Genomic DNA, 24,325 nt, shown 5'->3' with positions numbered 1-24,325 from the left:
ATGATGAAACATCGCATCCGGCAGCTGATCGACAGCCTGTCGCTGGAACATAAAGTCGGTCAGCTGTTTATGCTGGCGTTTGCCGGGCCGGACCTGGCTTATGCCCGCCAGTTGGTCGAGCAATATCAGATCGGTGGTTTTTATCTGACCGACGACAATGCCGCCGATCCACAGCAAGCGGCCGCGCTGAATCTGGAGCTACAGAAACTGGCAGCACTGCGCAGCGTCGATGCGCCGCTGATCCTCGGTGTTGATCAGGAAGGAGCCTGGAGTGTGTTGACCGATTTTACCGACACAGGCCCCGGCAATCTGGCACTGGGTGTGGTTGATGATGTGGCGCTGACCGCACAGCAGTATCAAAGTATGGCGCTACAAATGCAGGCGCTGGGTTACAACACTTTATTGGCGCCTTGCGTCGATGTGAACAGCAATCCGGATAATCCTATCATCGGCCAGCGTTCTTTTGGCGCTGAACCTGCCTTAGTGTCACGTCACAGCAGTGCTGCAGTGACAGCGATTTTACAGACCGGCATGCTGGCCTGCGCCAAACATTTTCCGGGTCATGGTGACACCGCGACCGACAGTCACAATGGCCTGCCGGTAGTGGATCTGGCGCTGACCGAATTACTCGATACACATTTGCAGCCTTTTGTGGCGGCGATCGAGGCTGGCGTGCCGTTACTGATGACCAGCCATATCTGTTATCCACAGCTGGATGCTGAGTTTCCGGCCACGTTGTCGCCGTCAATTTTGACCGGTTTGCTGCGGCAGCAACTGGGGTTTGATGGCGTGATCCTGACCGACAGTATGAACATGGGGGCGATGCGCCGCCACTATGGCCCGGTAGAGGCCGCGGTGCAGGCGCTGCGCGCTGGTGCTGACATGATTATGTTAAGCGAAGAGCACTATGAAAATGCCGTCACTGATTATCAGACGTTGCAACGTCAGACCATCGAGGGTGTGATTGCGGCAGTGCAAAGCGGCGAGTTGGCGCCTGGTGTGATTGATGCCGCATTGCAGCGGGTATTGTTGCTGCGTTATCAGCTGGCGGAGCCCAAAATCCGGCCAGTGCCGGATGGTGCCGCGGTTGCTGCAGAAGCGGCCCGCCGTGCTTGTCGGGTGCTGCGGGATGAGGCCGGGATGCTGCCGCTACAGCAGCCATTTTATCTGGCCTGCATGGCCGATCCTGCGGAATATACGCAGATCCGCAATAGCCGCGGCATTGGTCCGAACGACGCGGTACCGGCAAGCAGCGTGCTGCAGGCAGCGCTGCAACAGGCCGGCGCTCAAGTGGAAGTGCTGAGCTGGCCTGTGCTGGCCGGCTGGCTGGAACGCGGTCAACGTCCGGAATTGCCGTTGCTGCTGCTGAGCGAAGACTATCCTTTGCCGGGCAGCCGGCTCAATCTGCCACGTCAGCGCGAGCGGGTACAGCAATGTCTGCAAGCCTGGGGTGGGCAGGTGCTGCTGCTGGCGCTGCGATCTGACACTGAACTCAGCGCTTATCCACAACTGCAAACTTACCTGTGCAGCTATTCCAGCCGGCGTTGCAGTGCGTTGGCGGCCACCGCCATGTTATTGGCTCAGCCCGTTACACTGCCGGCAGAACCTGCCATAAATTTGTAAATAAATCGCAATTTATTTTAATGGAATAAATAGTCAAAACAATTGACAAATAATTAGTAAAGCAAATAGACTAAAATTTAAGCAGCAAAGGTAAGACAATAATGTTGCAGTTCTGATGTCGGGAAGCATTGGGGTTGTGTAGTAACTTGTTGATATTGCTAGCGCTGTAACTGTCCAAAACCAATAAAAATACACGGGGTACTACAGATGAACGGCAAAATCACTTACCTGGGCTGTTGCGTGGCCGCTGCATTGTTAAGCAGCACTGCAGTGGCGCAAAGTAACAAAAATGTAAGCGCTGACGACGGCAAAATTGAACGGATCTCGGTCACCGCCAGTAAACGCAAAACCTATCTGATGGAAACGCCGGGCGCAATCACGGCGATTAGCCAGGATCAACTGACCCGCGGCGGCATCAAAGAATTACGTGAACTGACCACCAGTATTCCGAATACCCAGTTTGTCGTTTCTGGTACCGATTCCGGTATTCAGGCATCCATTCGCGGGGTGCGCTCCGGTAACAATACTGAAATCGGCGATCCGGCAGTCGGCGTGCATATCGACGGAATTTATTCACCACGGCCACAAGGGGCGTTGGCGTTGCTGTACGACGTGTCGCAGGTTGAAGTATTGCGCGGTCCACAAGGTACCTTATTTGGCCGCAACTCTACCGGTGGCTCCATCAACGTGATCCCGAATAAAGCGGACACCTCAGATTCTTACTCCAGCGTGGTGCTCGGTTACGGCAACTATGCGCATAAACAACTGCGCGGCCTGACCAACATCGCCGTCAATGACCGCTTTGCATTGCGTTTTGCATTGATGGCAGATCGCCGCGATGGCTATATCCAACAGGATTATGACGTGCGGGATATCAACAGACCGGATATTATAGATCCATTTACCGGTAAGCCAATGGTCGCTGATGGCCGGCCGGACACCGACCAGCGGGAAAACCGCCGCGTTGGCAAAGAAGACTACTACAGCAATGCCGACAAACAGGCGGTCCGGGCGCTGGCGCGTTGGGTACCAACCGACAGCCTGACCTGGGATCTGACCCTCGAACACTTTGCCGATAAAAGCGCCGGTGAATTGTTTTTAAAAGACTGTAAGCAGGCCAAAGGTACTGTTGACCAATGTACGCAGCAACAGTTCTACGCCAACATCAACGTGCCGGGCGACATGGATATGACCATCGACACCACACGTTCACACCTGAACTGGCTGATCAACGATATGTGGAGCGCTGACTACCGTTTCAGCGTGGCGGATCAGGAACGTTATCAGCTGTTTGACGAAGATGCCGGTTTTGCCGCCGCGCCAAGCCGTGCCAAGCTCGACAGCTTCAGTCATCCGTTGTTGTTTGACCGTTATGCCCGCACCGATGCGCAGTTTAAATCGACCATCCACGAGCTGCAGTTCACTTATTCCAGCGCCGATCTGAAATTTGTCACCGGTGTGTTTTCGATGCGCGAGAAAAACAAAATCAAATTTGATGTCGAGCTGGTGCACGGCCTGCGCCATTCCGCGCTTGGTTATCATCCGGCGGCATTTTCTTATCCGCAGGACGACCGGCGAGCCAACGCAGATGCCGTTTTTGGCCAGTTCGACTATCAGCTGACCGATAAACAGCAGGTGACTTTTGGTTACCGCCAGACCCGTGACGAGAAAATCGATAATGGTGGCGTCGGTTATGAACTGGTGTTCAGCGACAAATACTACAACGGTAAATATGACCCAACCAAAAGTGGCAGCATTCAGGGCGACAGCCTGACCAAAGACATGGGCACATATCCACCACTGGGTCAGGTGTTAACTGCTGGCCGGCGCACATACGCCAGTGAAGACTGGCAAAAAGGCACCTGGAAACTCGGCACCGATTATCGCCTCGATAACAACGACCTGTTATACGCCTTTGTCGCGACAGGCTTTAAAGCCGGTGGTTTCTTCGAAGACTTCGACATCTGTGACTGTGGTCAGTACTCCAACCTGCCATATGGGCCGGAAGAAGTGTTGAACTACGAGGCCGGTTATAAAGGCAGTCTGCTGGACGGCAAGATGAACCTGTCGGTGGCGCTGTTTTACAGCGACTACACCGATATGCAGGTCACCAACAATCAGAAAGTCGGCACCCGGCCGGATGGCAGTGAAAAGACTCATAACGTCACCACCAACATTGGCGAAGCGTCGTTAAAAGGTCTGGAACTGGAACTGGATTATATTCCCTGGGTGGGCGGCCGCCTGACTGGTTATGTCGCCTGGCTCAATGCCCGGGTCGAGGATATTCCGTTTGAAGATGCTTATTACTGCAGTGAACGGCTGGAATATGGCCAGAAGCCTTGCGCCGGTAAAGTCGACATTAGTGGCAACAGCCTGCCGTATTCACCGGACTGGTCCACCAGTCTGACGCTGAAACATACGCTGGAGCTGACGCAGGGTTATGCGCTGGAACCGCAGATCACCGCGCACTGGCAAAGCAAAATGTACACCTCGCTGAACAACTATGACGGCGCGCATTTATCGGATGCGCAGGACGCTTACTGGAAAATCGACGCCAGCGTGCGGTTATTGCCGGCGCAGGGCAACTGGTGGCTGGAAGCTTACGGTAGCAACCTGACCGACGAGATTGTGCGCAATGCCAATTACTTCCAGTTCCGCGATGGTTTTATCCGCTCCACTTATAACCCGCCACGGATGTACGGCGTGCGGTTTGGTTACGACTTCTGACAAGGATAGTTGACGGGCTGATACCGGAAGTTTTGTGCTGACGGTATCCCTTCACAGCTTTGCGTCCTGAGCCGGGCCCGGGCTCAGGGTATTACGCGATGGCTTTTGCCAACCTTTGTTCTAATCCAGCGGAGTTACCTATGAATATTCTATTAAAGCGGCCATTGAAGCGACTAGTGACCTTATGTTGTCTCGGGTTGAGTACGCAGGCACTGGCGGCTCAGGGCAGTTTTCAGCAATTTCTTGATACGATGCGCTCGTTTGAATCCGGTATCGACCCGGCCAAAGCAGCGTTTTACCGGCAGAATCTGGATCAGCCGGTCTACAATTATGCCAAAGTGACAGCGCCGGGCCAGATCATCCGCGACCCGGTAACCGGTTCGATGATTTCAGAAGCCACCACTATCCGCGAGTTTTTCCAGAAACTCGGCGTCGCCACTTTTTACAGTGAATTCCCGGCCGATGAAGCGGCGATGTTCCGTACCATGCAATACAACTCACTGAATGCCTGGGGTTTTATTGGTTATCAGCTCGGTGAGGCGGTATTAATTTCTGCCGGTTATTACAGCCCGAAACAAGTGACAATCGGCAATGAAACGCTGGACAGCTTTTATATCTTTATGCCGGACAGTACCTGGGCCAATGGTGTCAAACAAGCGCGCTCGGAAATCCCTGGCTCAGGCGGTAACTTTATTCTGGCGACTGATACGAACCGCTGGCAGGGCAGTTTTGTCGGTAAAAACGGCGTCAGCAGCTTTGCCGACCTAAAAGTACCAGATAAGCAAGAAGTGGTGATCCGCGACGTGATGCGGTTTAACTATGGCGTGATGACGGAACTGCTGACCAAAGCCAATATGACCTGGGCCCAGGCTTTGGCAAAAAGCTGGCCGGGTAAAGACGAAAACGGCAATAACATCACCATTCAGGCGACAATGTCGGGTCTGCTGGCGGCTGCACATTTGCGTGGCGCCTGGGGCACGGCGGATTTACTGATCAAAAACCAGCAAAGTTGTGACGAGCTCGGTACCTGTATCACCACATATATTCATAAGTTCGGTGGTTACGACACCATTTTTGATACGCCGGCCAATGACCAAATCAGCGGCAGTCCGTACAACGAAGTGTTAGCGGCGGGCTGGGGCAACGATGTGGTACAGACCGGTGGTGGCAAAGATCTGATCCAGCTGAATCAAAGTGCCAATGGCCGCACCTTGGTAAAAAGCTTTACCGTCGGCGATGATCGCGTAGTGTTGCGCGGCTGGTCCGTGGCCAATCCGCTGGCAAACCTGGTGGTGACCCAAGGTGTGCAGGGCGCTGAATTGAGTTTTGCCGGTCAGACGCTGGTACTGGAAAATGTCACAGTCGCACAGGTGCAGGCCAATATTGGTGCCGTGATCCAGGCCGGGCAAATTTATCCTTTGGCCTGGAGTGGCAAATCTGTCGTCAACAACTTCAACCCACAGGCGGACCAAATTCGCGGCACTGCTGGTATCGACTTTAAACACCTCAAAGCATTTCAGGACAATGGCAGTCTGTTTGTCGGTACTCAGGCCGCAGACGGTGGCATTTATTCCTGGATTGAACTCAAAGGCGTTAATCGCAGCCAGGTCAGCCCGGAGATGTTTGTTGATGTGACCGGCAGCTACAACCGTTTAGGTTTTACCGTACTGCTGACTAATACCAGCTGGAGCTGGGGCCAGACCAAAACAGTCGACTATTTTAAAGCGGCGGATACGACGCTGAATTTAAGTGCCTTTCCTTATACCTTCAGCACGCTGAAGCTGACACAAGACGGTACCGCCACAGTAGTCAGTCTCGTGAGCAGTCAGGGGCAGGGTGATACCAAGACTTTGCGTTTACTCAATACCAAAATCACCGATTTAACTGCGGCCAATTTTTATGGCCTCAAAGGCGGCAGCTTCAGTGATGTGACTATTGATGACCCATCCAATGCTGTCTATCACACCATCAATGCCAGTGTCAGCGGCAGTGGCGGCGTAATTACGCCAAGCGGTGCAGTGCAGGTGCGGGACAATAGCAATCAGCTGTTTACCATCACGCCGAATGCCGGATTTAAAGTGAAATCCATTTTGGTCAATGGTGTGGCTCAGTCCATCAGTAACAGCCTGACGCTGACTCAGGTCAAAGCCAGTGGCACAGTGGTGGTCAGTTTTGACGCGGGCAGCAGCTGTACCACGCCAGCCTGGGAAGCGACCAAAGTCTATGTCGGTGGCAATAAGGTCAGTTATCAGGGCTTTGTGTATACGGCTCGCTGGTGGACGCAGGGCAATACGCCTGGTACCAATGAAGTCTGGACCAAAGGCGCGGCTTGTCAGTGAGCCGGCGATGAGTGCGATGTAACTTCGGCCGGCATCCTGTCCGGCGGGAGATATTGCCAACCGGCCCAGCAACGGGCCGGTTTTTTTAGTGCTGTAAAAACTCTGGCGCCAGCGTCAGTTCTTCGTTGCGGTTGACACCAACACCTCGGTCAATCACGTTTTGCGCGATCTGTTTGGCCTCTGTTAGCGAATGCATTTCATAAGTACCGCATTGGTAGATATTCAGCTCCGGGATCTTATTCTGGTCCTGCACCTGCAGCACATCGTTCATTGCGGCTTGCCAGGCATTGGCAACGCGCGCTTCGTCCGGTGTGCCAATCAGGCTCATATAAAAGCCGGTGCGACAGCCCATTGGCGAGATGTCGATGATTTCGACACCCTGGCCATTTAAATGGTCACGCATAAAACCAGCGAATAAATGTTCCAGCGTATGGATGCCTTTTTCCGACAGAATTTCCTGGTTCGGCACGCAAAAACGCAAATCAAATACAGTGATGTCGTCGCCTTTTGGCGTGGTCATTTTTTTCGCCACGCGCACGGCCGGCGCTTTCATGATGGTGTGGTCAACGGTAAAGCTGTCGAGTAATGGCATTCCAAGTATCTCCAGAAAAGCAAGTTGGCCGATTATAGCGGTGCAGTCTGACCTTGGGTACGAAAATTCCGTTGTATCAGACTGACGGACTGCGACAAATCACTGAAGTTCCCGCCTTTACCGGCGTTTTCGCCCCGTTAAACGCAGAAAAATGAAAAATTTTATTGGAATAACCTTGAATGCATTGGGGGTTAACCCCATTAACTGGTCAACACAATGAAATTGTTCCAAATTATAGAGCGGAGTAAATTATGGGCAGAATTATTGGTATTGACTTAGGTACAACAAACAGCTGTGTGGCCATTCTGGATGGCGATCAACCTCGGGTGATCGAGAACGCTGAAGGCACGCGCACCACACCATCCATCATCGCTTATGCCGAAGATGGTGAAGTACTGGTCGGTCAGCCGGCAAAACGTCAGGCCGTCACCAACCCGAAAAATACTTTGTTTGCGATCAAACGCCTGATCGGCCGTCGTTTCGAAGACGCTGAAGTGCAGCGCGACATCAAAATCATGCCGTACCAAATTGTCCGTGCGGATAATGGTGACGCCTGGGTTGAAGTCAAAGGCAAGAAATTAGCAGCACCGCAAATTTCTGCCGAAGTGCTGAAAAAGATGAAGAAAACTGCGGAAGATTACCTGGGCGAACCAGTGACTGAAGCGGTGATCACTGTTCCAGCTTACTTCAACGATGCACAGCGTCAGGCGACCAAAGACGCCGGCCGTATTGCTGGCCTGGAAGTGAAGCGCATTATCAACGAGCCAACTGCTGCGGCGCTGGCTTATGGTATGGACAAGAAAAAAGGCGACACCAAAATTGCGGTGTATGACTTAGGTGGCGGTACTTTTGATATCTCGATTATTGAAATCGATGATGTTGATGGCGAGCAAACCTTTGAAGTTCTGTCGACCAACGGTGACACCCACTTAGGTGGTGAAGATTTCGACTCACGTCTGATCAACTACCTGGTCGACGAGTTCAAGAAAGAACAAGGTATTGACCTGCGTAACGACCCGCTGGCAATGCAACGTCTGAAAGAATCGGCGGAAAAGGCCAAAATTGAGCTGTCTTCAGCCTCTCAGACCGAAGTGAATCTGCCGTACATCACTGCTGATGCTACAGGTCCAAAACACCTGAACATCAAAGTGACACGCGCCAAACTGGAAGCGCTGGTGGACGATTTAATCACCCGTACCATTGAACCGCTGAAACAAGCATTAAAAGATGCTGATCTGTCGGTCAGTGATATCAACGATATCATTCTGGTCGGTGGTCAGACGCGGATGCCAAAAGTACAGGAAGCGGTGACCGCTTTCTTCGGCAAAGAGCCACGTAAAGACGTGAACCCGGACGAAGCGGTTGCGGTAGGCGCGGCTATCCAGGGCGCGGTACTGTCTGGTGATGTGACCGACGTATTACTGCTGGACGTGACGCCACTGTCTTTGGGTATCGAAACCATGGGCAGCGTGATGACAGCGCTGATTGAGAAAAACACGACTATTCCAACGAAGAAGTCGCAAACATTCTCAACAGCAGAAGACAATCAGTCTGCCGTAACGATTCACGTGCTGCAGGGTGAGCGCAAGCAAGCGTCAGCGAACAAATCACTGGGTCAGTTTAACTTAGAAGGCATTCGTGCTGGTCGCCGTGGCGAGCCACAAATCGAAGTAACTTTTGACCTGGATGCCGATGGTATTCTGCACGTATCGGCGAAAGACAAAGACACCGGCAAAGAACAGAAGATCACTATCAAGTCTTCTTCAGGTCTGACCGATGACGAAATTCAACGCATGGTACGCGATGCCGAGCTGAACGCCGAAGAAGATAAGAAGTTTGAAGAGTTGGTACAGACGCGCAACCAGGCTGATGCACTGGTGCACGCGACCCGTAAACAGGTCGAAGAAGCAGGTGCCAACCTTGCGACCAACGACAAGCAAGAGATTGAAGCCGCGATCAGTGCGCTGGAAAGCGTGATCAAAGGCAGCGACAAAGCTGAAATTGAAGCCAAAACTCAGGCGCTGGTGCAAGCCGCGCAAAAACTGCAGGCAGCTGCGCAACAACACAACCCGGGCGCTGAGGCAGGTAATGCCAAAAACGCCAACGACGATGTGGTGGACGCTGAGTTTGAAGAAGTGAAAGACAACAAGTAAGCGTTGTCTTAGGAAGGCTGAAGCTTTAAGCTGCGGTTTTCCGGATTTTTACAGTAAAAGCGACCGCCCCGGCGGTCGCTTGTTTATCCGCTGACCCTGAATAGTTGAAGCAGCATTATGTCAAAGCGTGATTATTACGAAGTGTTAGGCGTCAGCAAAGGCGCCGATGAAAAAGAAATCAAAAAGGCTTATAAGCGCCTGGCGATGAAATATCACCCTGATCGCACGCAGGGTGATAAAGCCATGGAAGAGAAATTTAAAGAAGTTCAGGAAGCCTACGAGATCCTGAATGACGACCAGAAACGCGCCGCCTATGATCAATACGGTCATGCCGGTGTCGATCCAAATCGCGGCGCCGGTGGTTTTGGCGGCGGCAACGGCGACTTCGGCGATATTTTTGGTGACGTATTTGGTGACATTTTCGGCGGTGGCCGGCGGGGTGGTGGTGGCGGACAGCGTGCACAGCGCGGTTCGGATTTACGCTACAACCTGGAGCTGAGTCTGGAAGAGGCGGTCAAAGGCAAAGAGCTGGAGATCAAAGTACCGACATTGGTTGCTTGTGACACTTGTGATGGCTCAGGCGCGAAAAAAGGTACTTCTGCCAAGACTTGCGGCACCTGTCAGGGCCATGGTCAGGTCACGATGCGGCAGGGCTTTTTTGCCGTACAGCAAACCTGTCCGACCTGTAACGGCCGTGGCAAAATTATTCCGGAACCGTGCCCGAAATGTCATGGTGACGGTCGCGTTGAAAAGAGCAAACTGCTGAAAGTGAAGATCCCGGCTGGCGTAGATACCGGCGATCGCATCCGTTTAACCGGTGAAGGTGAAGCGGGCATGCATGGCGCACCAGCAGGTGATCTGTATGTGCAGGTGCATGTCAAAGACCACCCGATCTTTGTCCGTGACGGCAATAATTTGGCCTGTGAAGTGCCGATCAGTTTCTCCATTGCCGCCCTTGGCGGCGAAATTGATGTGCCGACTTTAGATGGCCGCGTCAAATTGAAGATCCCGGCCGAGACTCAGACCGACAAAATGTTCCGTTTACGCGGTAAAGGCGTGCAGTCTGTGCGTGGCGGCGGAGTTGGTGATTTGGTCTGTAAAGTGGTGGTGGAAACACCGGTCAATTTGTCAGAAAAACAAAAAGACCTGCTGCGTCAGCTCGATGAAAGCTGGGGCGGCGACGGTGAAGCGACCCACAGACCGAAATCGAAAGGCTTCTTCGATGGTGTGAAGAAGTTCTTTGACGATTTAACCGGTTAATCGCCTACTTGAAAATCACCGCCAGCCTCGCTGGCGGTGTTGTTTCTGCGATCAGGCAAATTGTTAGTTTTTTTACGAACAGGATTTCAGATGAAAAAACCATCTACGCTCGGTGCTTTGCTGTTAGCGCTCGGTATATCTGCTTGTGCGGAGTCGCCGACAGGCCGGCCGCAATTGATGTTATTTGATCAAACCCAAGTCAATAAAATGGGAATTCAGACGTTTGAAGATCTGAAAGCCAAAACGCCGGTCAGCAAAGACAAAAAAACCAATCAGTATGTGCAGTGTGTGGCGAAGCAGGTGCTTAGTGTGACGCCGGCGAAGTACCAGCAAAATCCGTGGGAAATCGTTGTATTTGACAGTGATCAGGTCAATGCCTTTGCATTACCTGGCGGTAAAATCGGCGTTTATACCGGCTTGTTACTGGTCGCCGAGAATCAGCATCAGCTGGCTGCGGTGATTGGCCATGAGATAGCGCACGTGATGTCGGGTCATTCAAATGAACGCTTATCCAGTAATCAGGCGGTACAGGCCACTTTAGGCGTTGCCGATGTGGCGCTAAGCGCGATGGATACCCGGTTTAAAACTGAATTGTCGACCGCGTTTGGCCTTGGTGCGCAAGTCGGCGTGATTTTGCCGTTTAGCCGGGTGCACGAGTCAGAAGCGGATTTGATTGGGCTTGAATTGATGGCAAAAGCCGGCTTTAAACCAGAAGAGTCGGTCAAGCTATGGCAAAACATGGCAAAACAAGGCAGTGGCGGTACGCCGCAGATTCTATCCAGTCACCCGGTGCCGGAGAATCGGATTAAAGCGTTGCAAAAAAATATGCCCAAGGCCGATGCTGAATACCAGCAGCGTAAAGCCAACGGCGGCCTGCCAGCCTGTAATAAATAGCGTTGTTTGATCGGTAAAAAAAATCCCGCTGTTGCGGGATTTTTTTATGCCATGTTGCTGATCAATAGCATCAGTGACCACGCGCCGGCCGCAGCAAGATCACGCCAAGCGCAACGACTAATAAAATCAGGCAATAATAACTCTGAGTCACAACATCCCATGGCGATAAGCTGAAGCTGGCACCCAGTAACAGCGCCTGAGCACCGTAAGGCACCAGCCCCTGACTGATGCAGGAAAAGATGTCCAGCAAGCTGGCACTGCGTCTTGGGCTGATGTCGTGATGCTCAGCCAAATCACGGCTGACATCAGCGGCCAGAACTATCGCCACTGTGTTATTGGCAATACAGAGGTTACTGATAAACACCAGTGCCGCAATGGCCAGCTGCTGCGCTTTATTGCCGGCAAGTCTCAGTCTTTTCGCCAGTCCGTCAATCAAACCGGCGATCCAGGCCAGGCCGCCCTGCGCTTTAACAAATTCGCCTAAGGCGCCAACAAACATCGACAGCAGGAAAATTTCCTGCATGCTGCCAAAGCCTTTGAAGATATCTTTACCCAGGTTTGCCACTGCATAGTCGGCAAACAACACGCCTTGCAGTGCGGCCAGTACAATACCAAGCAGCAGCACGGCAAACACATTCATCCCGGCGATCGCCAGTACCAGAATGGCCGCATACGGCAGCACACCGGTCCAGCTGAACGCTTTGGCCTCAATCACCTGTTCTGTACTTGCCATCCCGGCAAATAACAACACGGTCAATAGTGCTGCAGGTGCGGCAATTTTCAGGTTTTCGCGGAATTTGTCTTTCATTTCAGCACCCTGAGTGCGGGTTGCTGCAATGGTCGTATCAGAGATAATCGACAGATTGTCGCCAAACATGGCGCCGCTTAGCAATGCACCTGCCATCAATGCCGGCTCTATCTGCGCTTGTTGTGACAGACCCACCGCGATCGGCGCCAGGGCGCCAATAGTGCCCATCGACGTACCCATCGCCGTTGCGACTATGGCGGAAATGATAAACAGGCCCGGTAAAATCAGACTGGGCGGGACCAGACTCAGACCCGCGTTGACCACCGCATCAACACCACCGGTGGCCTGCGCGACGGTTGCAAAAGCACCTGCCAGCAAGTAGATAATACACATGGTGATGATATTGCTGTTGCCGGCACCTTTGACCAACAGGTCAATAGATTCGGTCAGCGGCGCCCGGTGTAACCAGACTGCCAGCACTAACGCCGGCAGGATCGCCACTGGTCCCGGCAGTTGATAAAACGCATAGGCGACGCCCTGACTTTGCAGGTACAGGCCAGTGCCTAAAAATAACACTACAAACAGCAACAACGGCAATAACGACCGTTTGGCGCCGACAGCAGATCCGGACATAATGAACCTCGGTATAAATGCTACCGCTTATTCAGCGACATTACATTCTTAGTTAAATTTGTGTTTTTTGTATTTTTAATAATTTTGCGGAATATAAGGACGTCCAGAAGGCCAGTCAATATGAATTCGGACTTGCTTATATCGATGTTTTACCGCAATTTGCGGCAAATGCCGAATGTTTTGCCTTGAAATACACCATTTGGCGACCATATCTGTCTGACCGATCTGTAGTTTCCTGTGTTTTCACCACTTCTCCCGGAGCTCGTTATGCTGAATTTTACCTTCCAGAATCCGACCCGCATTGTGTTTGGCGAAGGCCAAATCAAAGCACTGCGCCAGCTGGTCCCCTCGGGTGCCCGGGTGTTAATGACTTATGGTGGTGGCTCGATCAAACACAATGGTGTGTATGATCAGGTTAAGACCGCACTGGCGGATGTGGTGCTGTTTGAGTTTGGTGGCATTGAACCAAATCCAAGTTATGAAACGCTGAGTAAAGCGGTGGAAATGGTCCATGCACAGCAAATTGACTTTCTGCTGGCGGTCGGTGGTGGCAGCGTCGTCGATGGCACCAAATATATCGCGGCAGCTGCGCGCTATGATGGCGAAGGCTGGGACATTCTGAGCAAACAAGCCAAGCTGAAAGACGCTGTGGCGCTGGGTTGTGTGCTGACCTTACCGGCGACCGGTTCGGAAAGTAACGGGTTTGCTGTGATCACGAAACAGGCGACGCAGCAGAAATTATCGTTTGGCAGCCCGTTGGTGTATCCGCAGTTTGCCGTGCTGGACCCGACAGTGACCTATTCATTACCAGCCAAGCAGCTGGCAAATGGTGTCGTTGATGCCTATATCCATGTGATGGAACAGTACCTGACCTATCCGGTGGGAGCGGCAGTGCAAGATCGCTTTGCTGAAGGCTTGTTGTTAACGTTACTGGAATTTGGGCCTAAAGCGGCCCAGGCACCACAGGATTATAATATCCGCGCCAATCTGATGTGGAGCGCGACAATGGCGCTGAATGGTCTGATCGGCGTTGGCGTACCGCAGGACTGGTCGACCCATATGATTGGGCATCAGTTGACTGCACTGTATGGTCTGGACCACGCGCAGACGCTGGCCATTGTATTGCCGGCGGTGATGCAACAGCAGCGCGAACAAAAACGCGACAAGTTATTGCAGTATGGTCGTCGTGTATTTGGTCTGCAGCACAGCGACGAAGAGCGGCTGATAGATGAAGCAATTAGCCACACCCGGGCGTTCTTTGAGCAGATGGGCGTACCGACGCGGCTGGCGGATTATGGCATCACTGCCGAAGCTAAAGCCGCAGTGGTGGCGAAGCTGGCCGAATTAAAAGCCGACCGGCTCGGTGAACACGGCGATATCACGCCGGAAGTCGTGCAGCAGATCCTGCAGCGGGCGTTGTGACGCAGGTCCGATAAGCGAAAACCACGGTGTTGTGGTAAAGTGTTGTTTAATTGTTAACAAGCGCCGGCATTGCCGGCGCTGTCGTTGACGAAATACCGGAGACAAGGAATGACTGCGCAAGTCTCGTTATTAATCCTCGCTGGCGGCATGGGCAGTCGGTTTGGCGGCGACAAGCAACTGGCGACTGTTGGTCAGACAGGCCGGCCTTTATTGTATTTCAGCGTGATGGATGCCTATCAGGCCGGTGTGCGCCATTTGGTGTTGGTGATCCGGCATAATCTGAAAGCGGCGTTTGCAGAACAAGTATTACCAAACTTTCCCGCTGATTTACAGGTTGATTTGGTGGTGCAGCAGCTGGATGATCTGCCGTCTGGTGTCAGCGCTGATGTAGCCAGCCGTAGCAAACCCTGGGGCACAGCACATGCGGTCTGGTCCGCACATCGGGTGCTGAATCAGCCGTTTATTGTGATCAATGCCGACGATTATTACGGCGCTGCTGCGATGCAGTTGCTGGTCCGGCATTTTGCTCAATCCACAGCTGATTGGGCCATGGTGGCTTATCCGCTGACGCTGACATTATCGGAGCACGGCGGTGTCAACCGCGGCTGTTGCGACGTGCGGGACGGCCGTTTAATTCAGGTGGAGGAGTGGACCGAGATCAAAGCAGATGCACAAGGTAGCCTGAGCGGTATCAATACCGATGGGCTGCGCTGTGGTTTGTCAGCGCAGCAGCTGGTGTCGATGAACATCTGGGGCTTTACGCCAGCGCTGTTAACTCGGCTTACGCACCAATTACAGCAGTTCTTTTTGGCTGGGCCAGGCGAGAAAGCCGAATCCTATCTGCCTTATGCAGTGGACCAGGCCATCAGACAGGGCCAGCCCCTTGATGTTTATGTGTCGGATGAAGCCTGGCACGGTATTACTTATCCAGCCGATCTGGCGGCTCTTGGCAGTTTTTTTGACAATAAAATGCAATCCAGCACAATAGATGTTTTGGCAGAAGATGCCGCTCAATCAGGTAGTTGTTATGTCCGTTGAATCCGCCGCCGTTGCGGCTATGCCTTTATTGCCAGCAGACGTGCTGGCTGCTTATCAGTTTACGCCCGAAGCCACTGTACGGCTGTTTGGCAATGGCCATATTAACCGGACGTATCTGATTGAGAATTCAATACAAAAATTAATTTTGCAGCAAATCAATACGCAGATTTTCCCATCGCCACAGCATCTGGTCGACAACGCACTGCGTATCGAGCAACACTTAACGCGGAAACAGCTGCAGGGTTTATATCCGCTACAAATTCTGCGGCAGCAGCCGCGCCATGATGGTCACTATTTGAGTGGCGAGCAGGCAGATTTGCGCGCTTTAGCCTTTATTGACGGCGGGCGCAGTATTGAAGTTGTGGACACACCAGCTCAGGCATTCGCCGCAGCGCTGACCTTTGGTCAGTTTGCCGCCGCACTGGCAGATTTCCCGGCCGATGAGCTGTATACCGTGATCGCGGATTTTCATAATCTCGGTTTCCGCTTTCGCCAGCTCGACGACGCCATTGCTGGCAATAAAGTTGGCAGGCTGGCGGGGTGTCAGGATCTGGTCAATTATTGCCTGTCACAGCGTTCGCTGGTGACAGAACTAGAGCAGACTTGCGTTGGTTTACCGCGCCGGGTTTGCCACAATGACACTAAAATCAATAATATGTTGTATTCAGATGCTGAAGGCCGTGGCATTGCAGCTATTGATCTGGACACCTGCATGCCGGGTTATTGGTTGTTTGATTTTGGCGATATGGTGCGTACCTGCTGTTCGCCAGAGCCGGAAGATTCATTAAATCCAGCCGCTGTACGGATCCGTCCGGAGATTTTTACTGCACTGGCGCAAGGTTATTTGCAAGGTCTTGCCGGCATCATCACGCCGGCCGAGCGGCAAAGTTTGTGGCTGGGTGCCAAAGTGATGTGCCTGATGATTGGCATCCGCTTTCTCGCGGACCACTTAAACGGTGACACTTATTTTGCCGTGCACAGACCCAACCATAATCTACAGCGGGCAGAAAACCAGCTGCGTCTCTATCTGGATTTACTGGCACAACAAGACCAATTACAGCCACTGCTAAAATAATTCGTTATTTCTGCCTGCCATTTACAACTAAACAGCCACACCTACCGACAGAGTGAGTGTTGTTGTCTGACTTACGCACCCTCCGGGGTGCGTTTTTTTTATTCGCGGAAATACGGTATATCGAAAATGCAGCGACTTGGTACTCAGAGCAAATTTCGGCGATGCACTGCAGGTCAGTAATGATGTGGGACCTTTGTCCGGCCAATCCGCAGGGTTTACCCCTGGAAAAGCGCTGTCTTATCATCCTCAGCGCCGCTGATACTACAAATTTGATTAGAGCCGCCGGCAATTTTTTGCTTTAATAAGCCACTTTTTTAAATATGGCGGTCTGGACTGCCATTTTGGCAAAACAGGAACTTACCAATGACTTCAATTGGCATCTTTGGTGCAAATGGCCGCATGGGCCGTGCTTTGGTTACCGTGGCAAAAGAGCAACAGCTGCAATTGATCGCAGCGACGGTGCGTACAGGCTCTGACCTTGCCGGTACCGATGCCGGCGAGCTGGCTGGCTGCGGCAAGTTGCAGCTGCCGTTAGCAGAAACCAGTCTGGCCGAAGTCGAAAAAGCCGATGTCTGGGTTGATTTCACGATGCCGGAGGCCATGCTGGCGCATTTGCAGCTGGCGGTGGCGGCAAAAAAAGCCATGGTGATTGGTGTCACCGGGCTCACCGATGCGCAATATGCTGAAGTTCAGGCGGCAAGTAAGATTATTCCGATTGTCTGGGCGCCGAATATGAGTGTTGGCGTCAATTTGCTGCTGCACTTGGTGCAAACCGCAGCGCGGGTGATGGGGCAGAGTGCGGATATCGAAATTATCGAAGCCCATCACCGCTTTAAAAAAGATGCACCCAGTGGCACGGCGTTAGCCATTGGCAACAGCATTGCCAAAGCGATCGGTCGTGATTTAAGCCAATGCGCTGTGTTTGGCCGCGAAGGCATCACAGGAGAGCGCGATCAGCAGACCATCGGTTTTGCCACAGTGCGTGGCGGTGACATCATTGGCGACCATACCGCACTGTTTGCCGATATCGGGGAACGCCTCGAAATCAGCCATAAAGCCTCCAGCCGTAACACTTTTGCCCAGGGGGCTTTGCGAGCAGCGCTGTGGTTGAAAAATCAACAGGTCGGACTTTATTCTATGCAGCAAGTGCTGGGTTTGGCAGACTTAACATAGATTTTTGCCGTTTTAAACGCAATTTGTCAGTTAAGTCGTTATTTTCGCAAAATACCAAAATATAATTAGACCAAAGAGCGCAAATGACCTAGAATAAGCAGGTTTGCCTAGGCAGAACTGAGTACACAATTTCTGGGTCAAAACGGGTGGTAAAACAGCAGCATTTTACGCCCGTTTTTTGCTGTTTGGAGGTTATCTTGACTAAGTCCGCCCTGCTCGTACTGGAAGACGGCACCGTATTTCGTGGTAGAGCCATTGGCGCTGAAGGTGTGTCGGTTGGTGAAGTGGTGTTTAATACTTCAATGACCGGGTATCAGGAAATCCTGACCGACCCTTCGTATGCAGAACAAATGGTCACTTTGACCTATCCCCACATTGGTAATACCGGCACCAATGATGAAGACGAAGAATCCGGCAGAGTCTGGGCCAAGGGCCTGATCATTCGTGACCTTCCTCTGCTTGCTTCAAATTTCCGTAATCAACGTTCCCTTAGTCAATACCTCAAAGATCACAACGTCCTCGGCATCGCCGACATTGATACCCGCAAACTGACCCGCATCCTGCGTGAAAAAGGCGCTCAGAATGGCTGCCTGATGGCCGGCGATATCGACGAAGCCAAAGCGCTGGAACTGGCCCGTAGTTTCCCGGGGTTGTCCGGCATGGATCTGGCCAAAGAAGTTACAGTCCAGGCGCCATACAGCTTCAGCGAAGGCAGCTGGGAACTGGGGCTGGGCCATAAAAAAGCACCAGAGTCAGTCTTTCACGTCGTTGCTTACGATTTTGGTGTGAAACGCAATATTCTGCGTATGTTGGTTGATCGCGGCTGCCGTTTAACGGTAGTTCCGGCGCAAACGCCAGCAGCAGAAGTGTTAGCGCTGAATCCGGATGGGATTTTCCTGTCGAACGGTCCTGGTGACCCGGCGCCTTGTACTTATGCCATTGAAGCGATTAAGACTTTCCTTGAGACCGACATTCCGGTGTTTGGTATCTGTCTGGGTCACCAGTTACTGGCTTTGGCCAGCGGTGCCAAAACACTGAAGATGAAATTTGGTCACCACGGTGGTAACCACCCGGTGCAAAACCTCGACAGTACAAAAGTGTTAATCACGGCGCAGAACCATGGTTTTGCCGTGGATGAAGCCACTTTGCCCGCCACGCTGCGTGCGACGCACAAGTCGCTGTTTGATGGCTCGCTGCAGGGCATTCATCGCACGGACAAACCGGCATTCAGCTTTCAGGGCCACCCTGAAGCAAGCCCGGGCCCGCATGAAGCCAGTGAATTGTTTGATCACTTTATCGCACTGATGCAACAGCGTAACGCCAAATAAGCCAGGATTGAGAGAGCTATGCCAAAACGTACCGACCTTCAAAGTATTTTAATCCTCGGCGCTGGCCCAATTGTGATTGGCCAGGCCTGCGAATTTGACTACTCAGGCGCTCAGGCCTGTAAAGCGCTGAAAGAAGAGGGTTACCGGGTGATCCTGGTAAACTCGAATCCGGCGACCATCATGACAGACCCGGAAATGGCCGATGCGACTTACATCGAGCCAATCCACTGGCAGGTGGTAGAGAAAATCATCGAAAAAGAACGGCCATGTGCGGTGTTACCGACCATGGGCGGCCAGACAGCACTGAACTGTGCGCTGGATTTAGAGCGCCATGGTGTACTGGCGAAATACAATGTCGAAATGATCGGCGCTACTGCAGACGCCATCGACAAAGCGGAAGACCGTGGCCGCTTTGACAAAGCCATGCGTTCGATCGGTCTGGCTTGTCCACGCGCCGGTTTTGCCCACTCGATGGAAGAAGCCTACCAGGTGCTGGAAACCATCGGTTTTCCATGCATTATCCGTCCGTCGTTCACGATGGGCGGCTCGGGCGGCGGTATTGCCTACAACCGGGAAGAGTTCGACGAAATCTGTGCCCGCGGCTTAGATTTATCGCCGACTAAAGAGCTGCTGATCGATGAATCATTGATTGGCTGGAAAGAATACGAGATGGAAGTGGTGCGGGATAAAAACGACAACTGCATCATCGTCTGTTCCATTGAAAACTTCGACCCGATGGGTGTGCATACCGGTGACTCAATCACTGTGGCACCAGCCCAGACGCTGACTGACAAAGAATACCAAATCATGCGCAATGCCTCGCTGGCAGTGTTGCGTGAAATCGGCGTTGAAACCGGCGGTTCCAACGTGCAGTTCGGTATCAACCCGGTCGATGGCCGGATGGTGATCATCGAAATGAACCCGCGTGTATCCCGTTCATCGGCGCTGGCATCAAAAGCCACTGGTTTCCCAATTGCCAAAGTGGCAGCGAAACTGGCGATTGGTTATACACTGGACGAGCTGGCCAACGACATCACCGGCGGTCGCACGCCTGCGTCGTTCGAGCCGAGCATCGATTATGTTGTGACCAAAGTGCCACGCTTTAACTTTGAAAAATTTGTTGGTGCCAATGACCGCCTGACCACCCAGATGAAATCGGTTGGTGAAGTCATGGCGATTGGCCGCAATCAGCAGGAATCGCTGCAAAAGGCGCTGCGCGGCCTTGAAATTGGTGTTTGTGGTTTAGACCCAATCATCGACATTCATGCACCGGAAGCGAAAGAGAAAATCACCCGCGAATTGCGCGAACCTGGTTCACACCGGATTTGGTACATCGCCGATGCCTTCCGTTTTGGCATGACGATGGATGAGATTTTCAAGCTGACGAATATCGACCCATGGTTCCTGGTACAGCTGGAAGATCTGGTGAAAGAAGAAGCCGCCATTCAGGCCGCAGGTTTTGCTGGTCTGGATCAAGCGCGTCTGACGGTTTTGAAACGCAAAGGTTTTGCTGATAAACGTATCGCCGACCTGCTGGGCGTTGCTGAAGCTGAAGTGCGGAAAAAACGCCACGGTTTTGGCCTGCACCCGGTGTACAAGCGCGTCGATACCTGTGCGGCTGAATTTGCTTCAGACACTGCGTACATGTACAGCACGTACGATGAAGAATGTGAAGCGGCACCAAGCAACCGCGATAAAATCATGATCATCGGTGGTGGCCCGAACCGCATTGGTCAGGGTATCGAATTCGATTATTGCTGTGTACACGCGGCGTTAGCCCTGCGCGAAGACGGTTACGAGACCATTATGGTCAACTGTAACCCGGAAACCGTGTCTACCGATTACGACACCTCGGACCGGCTGTATTTCGAATCCATTACGTTGGAAGATGTGCTGGAAATCGTGCGTAAAGAACAGCCTAAAGGTGTGATCGTGCAATACGGTGGCCAAACGCCACTGAAGCTGGCACGCGCACTGGAAGCGAATGGCGTGCCAATTATCGGCACCTCACCGGATGCGATTGACCGCGCAGAAGACCGCGAGCGTTTCCAGCAGGCGGTCGAGCGTCTTGGCCTGAAACAGCCGAAAAACGCCACTGTTACCAGCATGGAAGAAGCGTTGGCGAAAGCACCGGACATTGGTTATCCGATGGTGGTGCGTCCGTCTTATGTCCTCGGTGGCCGTGCGATGGAAATCGTGTACGACGACCAGGACTTACGTCGTTATATGACGGAAGCCGTCAGCGTGTCGAATGATTCGCCGGTATTGCTGGATCGTTTCCTCGATGATGCGATTGAAGTGGACATTGATGCGATCTGTGACGGTACTGATGTGATCATCGGTGGCATTATGGAGCACATCGAACAGGCGGGTGTGCACTCTGGTGACTCGGCTTGTTCATTACCACCACATAGCCTGAGTCAACAAATCCAGGACGTGATGCGGGAACAGGTGCGTAAACTGGCACTGGAACTTGGTGTTGTGGGTTTGATGAACACCCAGTTTGCGGTCAAAGACGGTGAAGTCTACCTGATCGAAGTCAATCCGCGCGCTGCCCGGACTGTGCCATTTGTGTCAAAAGCGACCGGGGTTGCCGTGGCAAAAGTCGGTGCCCGTTGTATGGCAGGCAAATCACTGCAAGAGCAGGGCGTGACCACGGAAATTATTCCACCATATTTCTCGGTGAAAGAAGTGGTGATCCCGTTTAACAAGTTCCCGGGTGTTGACCCGTTACTTGGCCCTGAAATGCGCTCTACCGGCGAAGTCATGGGCGTCGGCGAAACTTTCGCTGAAGCCTTTGCCAAAGCAGAGTTAGGCGCCGGGACGTTAATACCAACCGGTGGTCGCGCTTTACTTTCAGTACGTGATAGCGATAAAGTGCGCGTCGTTGAGCTGGCGAAAACCATGGTCGCCCTTGGTTTTGAACTGGATGCCACCGGCGGTACTGCGAAAGCATTGCAAGCCGCAGGTATTCCATGCCGTGCAGTCAGCAAAGTATTTGAAGGTCGTCCGCACATTCTGGATCGGATTAAAAATGGTGAGTACAGCTACATCGTGAACACCACCGAAGGCCGTCAGGCTATTGAAGATTCCAAAGTGTTACGCCGTGGCGCTCTGCAACATAAGGCCAATTACACCACGACCCTGAATGCCGCATTTGCGACCTGTAAAGCCAACGCTGCTAATGCGTTTGCGACAGTGAACTCGGTGCAGGAGTTACATAAGAGAGTAAACGGATGAGTCAAATCCCGATGACAGTTCAGGGCGCACAACGGTTGCGCGATGAACTGCATGAACTGAAAACAGTGAAACGGCCGGCAATTATAGAAGCGATTGCCGATGCGCGTGAACACGGTGATCTGAAAGAAAACGCTGAATACCATGCGGCGCGTGAAGCGCAGGGGTTCTGCGAAGGACGGATCCAGGATATTGAAGGCAAGTTGGCTAATGCGCAGATCATCGATATCACTAAGCTGACCAATAACGGCAAAGTGATCTTCGGCTCTACAGTCACCATTCTGAATCTGGATTCAGAGGAAGAAGTGACCTACAAAGTCGTTGGCGATGACGAAGCCGATATCAAAAACAATCTGATTTCGGTTAACTCGCCGATCGCACGCGGTTTGATTGGTAAACAGCAGGACGATGTTGTCAATATCACCACACCAAGCGGCGTGGTCGAGTTTGAGATCACGGACGTGAAGTACCTTTAACTACGACTTTAGTCTCGGATTGACGGAAAAAAGCGGCTTCGGCCGCTTTTGTCGTTTTATTTACAAAGAGATATGGTTAAATTGCACAGCGACTTGTGGTACCAGGACCTGGCGCAATTGCCTGATATCAGCGCGTAGAGGATTTTGTTATGAAAGATGCCAAGCCAGCTTACGAATTGTGTTTGGAACAGCAAACGTTGTGGGTGCGGGCTATCGGTGTCTGGACCAGCCGCGATATCAGAGAATATATCGGCGATTTCCGGGACATAGTGCAGCCAATCATCGATCGGCCCTGGGCTTTGGTATTAGATGTACGGGATTGGCAGACCAGCCCAAAAGAAATTTTCGCCGGCGTGACAGATAATTCGAACTGGTGTGTGCAACACGGCCTTGCCCACGTCATTGCCTTGTTACCGGCTGACCATGTAATTGGCTGGCAGTTTCTCAAAGCCACCGCGATTGAGATGCCCGATGCATTGGTCAGACAACGTGCAGATACTGCAGATGAAGCCCGCCGCAATTTATTTGCGGCAGGTTTTCTCGAGGTGAATGTGTTGCCGGAAGATCAAAAAACCGGCTAAACGAGCTGCAATCAGCCGCGTGGCAATTGTAGTTTTTTCTCTTTAGCGGCGCGGTACAGCACCAAAATATGACCGATCACCTGAACTTTGTCGGCTTTTGCTTCACGGATAATGGCATCCATGACAGCAACCTTTTCTTCCCGGTCAATGCTCGGGACTTTGATTTTAATCAGTTCGTGATGTTCCAGCGCCAGATCAACTTCGGCCATCACGCCTTCCGTCAGACCATTGCCGCCGAGCAGGATCACAGGCTTCAGCTCGTGTGCTTTGGCTTTTAAAAATTGCTTTTGTTTGTTAGTAAGACTCATAAAATGACTTTTTCCGTTTGGAAAGCTTGAAATAGCGTCATTGTACCGCCATCTTGCAGGGAAGACCAATTAAGAGTGTTTCCATGACAAAGAAAAAGCGCTCGGCCAGTTCCAGCCGTTGGCTGCAAGAACATGTGACCGATCCTTTTGTGCACAAAGCACAAAAACTGGGGCTGCGTTCCCGGGCTTCGTTTAAGCTCGAAGAGATCCAGCAGAAAGATAAACTGATCAAATCCGGCATGACAGTCGTAGATCTGGGCTCAGCCCCAGGCAGTTGGTCGCAACTGGCGGCTGAGCTGGTTGGGCGCGAGGGCATTGTGATCGCCTGTGACATCCTGCCTATGGACCCACTGGCAGGTGTGGCGTTTTTGCAGGGCGATTTTCGCGAAGATGCGGTGCTCGAAGCACTGTTAAACCGGATCGATGGCCGCAATGTCGACGTCGTGTTGTCTGATATGGCGCCGAATATGAGTGGCAATGCGACGGTAGACCAGAGCCGCAGCATGTATCTGATCGAACTGGCACTGGATATGTGTAACAAAGTGCTGAAGAAAAACGGTAGTTTTGTCGTCAAAGTGTTCCATGGGGAAGGGTTCGATGCCTTTGTCCAGCAGGTCCGCGACGTATTTACCAATGTACGGATCCGCAAACCCGATTCGTCCCGCGCCCGTTCCAGCGAGACATATATCGTGGCGACAGGTTTCAAACTCTAGTAAAG

General features: G+C 52.3%; 18 protein-coding genes. 15 read left to right on the top strand and 3 right to left on the bottom strand.

What is annotated here, in order from left to right:
- From ATY27_RS19360 to ATY27_RS19350, 3 genes are all read left to right on the top strand, one after another.
- Positions 1–1,623, top strand: coding sequence for a glycoside hydrolase family 3 N-terminal domain-containing protein (locus ATY27_RS19360; protein WP_208930611.1), 1,623 nt, complete (start codon positions 1–3; stop codon positions 1,621–1,623).
- 207 nt (positions 1,624–1,830) lie between these two features.
- Complete coding sequence (locus ATY27_RS19355) at positions 1,831–4,350, top strand: TonB-dependent receptor (protein ID WP_208930612.1); 2,520 nt, start codon at positions 1,831–1,833, stop codon at positions 4,348–4,350.
- A gap of 140 nt (positions 4,351–4,490) precedes the next feature.
- Entirely contained in the window at positions 4,491–6,689 is a 2,199-nt protein-coding gene (locus tag ATY27_RS19350) for a carbohydrate-binding protein (RefSeq protein ID WP_208930613.1), read from the top strand.
- Positions 6,690–6,774: 85 nt separating this feature from the next.
- Here ATY27_RS19350 and luxS read toward each other — a convergent pair whose 3' ends face one another.
- Entirely contained in the window at positions 6,775–7,281 is a 507-nt protein-coding gene (gene luxS, locus ATY27_RS19345; RefSeq protein WP_208930614.1) for an S-ribosylhomocysteine lyase, read from the bottom strand.
- 251 nt (positions 7,282–7,532) lie between these two features.
- Here luxS and dnaK point away from each other — a divergent pair, with 251 nt between their 5' ends.
- The 3 genes from dnaK to ATY27_RS19330 all read left to right on the top strand — a co-directional run bounded on the left by dnaK (position 7,533) and on the right by ATY27_RS19330 (position 11,588).
- Positions 7,533–9,434 (top strand): molecular chaperone DnaK, encoded by a 1,902-nt coding sequence (gene dnaK / locus ATY27_RS19340; RefSeq protein ID WP_208930615.1) that lies wholly within the window; start codon positions 7,533–7,535, stop codon positions 9,432–9,434.
- 117 nt (positions 9,435–9,551) lie between these two features.
- Positions 9,552–10,694 carry a molecular chaperone DnaJ gene (gene dnaJ / locus ATY27_RS19335; protein ID WP_208930616.1) on the top strand — a complete coding sequence of 381 codons (1,143 nt, stop codon included), beginning with the start codon at positions 9,552–9,554 and terminating at the stop codon, positions 10,692–10,694.
- A gap of 90 nt (positions 10,695–10,784) precedes the next feature.
- On the top strand, positions 10,785–11,588 hold the full coding sequence (locus tag ATY27_RS19330) for a M48 family metallopeptidase (RefSeq protein WP_208930617.1): 804 nt from the start codon (positions 10,785–10,787) through the stop codon (positions 11,586–11,588).
- Positions 11,589–11,658: 70 nt separating this feature from the next.
- Here the strand turns inward: ATY27_RS19330 and ATY27_RS19325 are convergent, their stop codons facing one another.
- Positions 11,659–12,969 (bottom strand): Na+/H+ antiporter NhaC family protein, encoded by a 1,311-nt coding sequence (locus ATY27_RS19325; RefSeq protein ID WP_208930618.1) that lies wholly within the window; start codon positions 12,967–12,969, stop codon positions 11,659–11,661.
- Between the two features lie 267 nt (positions 12,970–13,236).
- Between ATY27_RS19325 and ATY27_RS19320 the strand changes: the two genes are divergently transcribed.
- From ATY27_RS19320 to ATY27_RS19285, 8 genes are all read left to right on the top strand, one after another.
- Positions 13,237–14,391 (top strand): iron-containing alcohol dehydrogenase, encoded by a 1,155-nt coding sequence (locus ATY27_RS19320; RefSeq protein ID WP_208930619.1) that lies wholly within the window; start codon positions 13,237–13,239, stop codon positions 14,389–14,391.
- Between the two features lie 108 nt (positions 14,392–14,499).
- Positions 14,500–15,429, top strand: a complete 930-nt coding sequence (locus ATY27_RS19315; protein ID WP_208930620.1) for an NDP-sugar synthase — start codon at positions 14,500–14,502, stop codon at positions 15,427–15,429.
- A complete protein-coding gene (locus ATY27_RS19310; RefSeq protein ID WP_208930621.1) occupies positions 15,419–16,504 on the top strand; it encodes an aminoglycoside phosphotransferase family protein in 1,086 nt (361 codons plus the stop codon). The genes ATY27_RS19315 and ATY27_RS19310 overlap by 11 nt, the downstream gene beginning before the upstream one ends.
- 363 nt (positions 16,505–16,867) lie before the next feature.
- The gene (gene dapB, locus ATY27_RS19305) at positions 16,868–17,677 is read left to right on the top strand and encodes a 4-hydroxy-tetrahydrodipicolinate reductase (RefSeq protein WP_208930622.1); all 810 of its coding nucleotides are present in this window, start codon (positions 16,868–16,870) and stop codon (positions 17,675–17,677) included.
- A gap of 197 nt (positions 17,678–17,874) precedes the next feature.
- A complete protein-coding gene (carA, locus tag ATY27_RS19300; RefSeq protein ID WP_208930623.1) occupies positions 17,875–19,005 on the top strand; it encodes a glutamine-hydrolyzing carbamoyl-phosphate synthase small subunit in 1,131 nt (376 codons plus the stop codon).
- 18 nt (positions 19,006–19,023) lie between these two features.
- Positions 19,024–22,245: a carbamoyl-phosphate synthase large subunit gene (carB, locus tag ATY27_RS19295; RefSeq protein ID WP_208930624.1), complete on the top strand. Its 3,222-nt coding sequence runs from the start codon at positions 19,024–19,026 to the stop codon at positions 22,243–22,245.
- Positions 22,242–22,718, top strand: a complete 477-nt coding sequence (greA, locus tag ATY27_RS19290) for a transcription elongation factor GreA (RefSeq protein ID WP_208930625.1) — start codon at positions 22,242–22,244, stop codon at positions 22,716–22,718. Before carB ends, greA begins: the two co-directional genes overlap by 4 nt.
- 149 nt (positions 22,719–22,867) lie before the next feature.
- On the top strand, positions 22,868–23,299 hold the full coding sequence (locus tag ATY27_RS19285; protein WP_208930626.1) for a hypothetical protein: 432 nt from the start codon (positions 22,868–22,870) through the stop codon (positions 23,297–23,299).
- Positions 23,300–23,310: 11 nt separating this feature from the next.
- On the opposite strand, the gene yhbY is transcribed toward ATY27_RS19285, so the two are convergent.
- Positions 23,311–23,607 carry a ribosome assembly RNA-binding protein YhbY gene (gene yhbY / locus ATY27_RS19280; RefSeq protein ID WP_208930627.1) on the bottom strand — a complete coding sequence of 99 codons (297 nt, stop codon included), beginning with the start codon at positions 23,605–23,607 and terminating at the stop codon, positions 23,311–23,313.
- Between the two features lie 83 nt (positions 23,608–23,690).
- On the opposite strand from yhbY, the gene rlmE reads away from it, so the two are divergent.
- A complete protein-coding gene (rlmE, locus tag ATY27_RS19275) occupies positions 23,691–24,320 on the top strand; it encodes a 23S rRNA (uridine(2552)-2'-O)-methyltransferase RlmE (protein ID WP_208930628.1) in 630 nt (209 codons plus the stop codon).
- Positions 24,321–24,325 lie beyond the last annotated feature (5 nt).

The sequence above is a fragment of the Rheinheimera sp. F8 genome, assembly GCF_001518915.1.
This window is presented reverse-complemented; position numbering and strand designations above follow the sequence as displayed.